The sequence below is a fragment of the Mesorhizobium sp. M7A.F.Ca.US.010.02.1.1 genome (assembly GCF_004023085.1).
Lineage (GTDB): Bacteria > Pseudomonadota > Alphaproteobacteria > Rhizobiales > Rhizobiaceae > Mesorhizobium.
Genome location: NZ_RZRV01000099.1, coordinates 1 through 1588 on the forward strand (window position 1 = coordinate 1; position 1588 = coordinate 1588).

Genomic DNA, 1588 nt, shown 5'->3' on the forward strand with positions numbered 1-1588 from the left:
CAAGAAATCCCTACGCCGCTCTCAGTCCTTCCCATGCGGTAAACACCGACACGGCAAAGAGCAGCAGTCCGGCCGCCCGGCCGGCAAAAATGGTGGCCCGCGGATTGGCGATCAGAAGGTTGCGGCTGCGGCCGGCCGTGATCGCCAGCCCGCCATAGATCGCAGCCTGCGTCACCACGGTCAGCAGCCCCATGATCGTCGCCTGCATCCAGATCGGACCGTAGTCCGGTTTCAGGAACTGCGGGTAGACGGCAAGCACGAACAGGTATGCCTTCGGGTTGATCAGGCAGGTCACAAAACCCTGGCGAAAGGCCTTCCATGCGGACCGGCTGCCGGCAGGCCCCTCCTGACCGACAGTGATGGAACTGCGCATCAGCGTGATACCGATAAAGGCCATGTAGGCGGCGCCGGCAAGCAGAAGCGGCTTGAACAGGATCGGCACGAAATGCATCAGCAGGCCGACGCCGATGGCGCCGTTCAGCGTGTGCACCATGCCGCCGACCATGATGCCGCCGGTCGCGGCGAGACCCCTGTCGCGCCCGCCGGTCAGTGCATTGGCAAGCACGAAGAGCATGTCCATGCCCGGAACGGCGATGATGCCGAACAGCAGGATAAAGAAAAGCCAGAGATTTTCCGCATAGCCCATGTCAGTTGCCTGCCGCCTCGCTCCGCCAAACCGCAGCGGAACCTGTTGATTTTCAAGTCGATAGGCGCTCCTATAGGTCAGCCCAACTGACAATGCTGTGTCAGTTGGGCTCGCAACCCGGGGAAAAAAGTGCGCAAGGCGTCACGCCTGTTCGAGATCATCCAGATCGTGCGGCTGGCGCGGCAGCCGGTGACGGCGGCGACGATTGCCGAGCGGCTGGAAGTGACGGTACGCTCGATCTATCGCGACATCGCAGCGCTGCAGGCGATGCGCGTGCCGATCGAGGGCGGGCGCGGCATCGGCTATATCCTGCGCCCCGGCTTCGACCTGCCGCCGCTGATGTTCTCGATCGAGGAGATGGAGGCGATCGTCCTGTCGCTGGCGCTGCTGGAGCGCACGGGCGACAGCGAGCTCAAGCAGGCGGCCAAGCGCGTCAGCGCCAAGATCGCCGGCGCGGTGCCACCACCCTTGCGCCAGGCATTCGACGCCAATGCGCTGCATGCGTGGGGGTTCGCCGCGCCCTCGACCGGCGCGATCGACCTAGCGCTGGTGCGACGCGCCATCCGCGACGAGGAGAAGCTCGACCTCTCCTATCGCGACGAAATGGGCCGCGCCTCCGAGCGCCTCATCCGCCCGATCGCGCTCATTTACTACGCCGAAACCGCCAACATCGTCGCCTGGTGCGAGCTGCGCCAGGCGATCCGCAATTTCCGCAGCGACCGGATCGAGGATTGCCAGGCGACGGGGCTGCGCTTCAAGGGCGAAGGCGACCGCTTGCGGCAGGTCTGGGTGAGCGGGTGGGAGATCAATGCGGCGGTTGGCGGCTGACGCGATTTCCCCTTCTCCCCTTGTGTGGGCCTGTTGCAAAATTGTGTGGATGTGGTTCCCTGTTTTTGAAACGGGGATCTTGCGATGACGACGAAGCCGAGCGGTCAGTTCAGT

2 protein-coding genes are annotated in these 1588 nt (G+C 64.1%); one reads left to right on the forward strand and one right to left on the reverse strand.

Going from position 1 to position 1588, the window contains the following annotated elements:
* Nucleotides 1-10 precede the first annotated feature (10 nt).
* Nucleotides 11-646: a LysE family translocator gene (locus tag EOA19_RS34860; protein WP_128306113.1), complete on the reverse strand. Its 636-nt coding sequence runs from the start codon at nucleotides 644-646 to the stop codon at nucleotides 11-13.
* Between the two features lie 129 nt (nucleotides 647-775).
* Between EOA19_RS34860 and EOA19_RS34865 the strand changes: the two genes are divergently transcribed.
* Nucleotides 776-1474, forward strand: a complete 699-nt coding sequence (locus EOA19_RS34865; RefSeq protein WP_127331216.1) for a YafY family protein — start codon at nucleotides 776-778, stop codon at nucleotides 1472-1474.
* The last annotated feature ends 114 nt before the right edge of the window (nucleotides 1475-1588 follow it).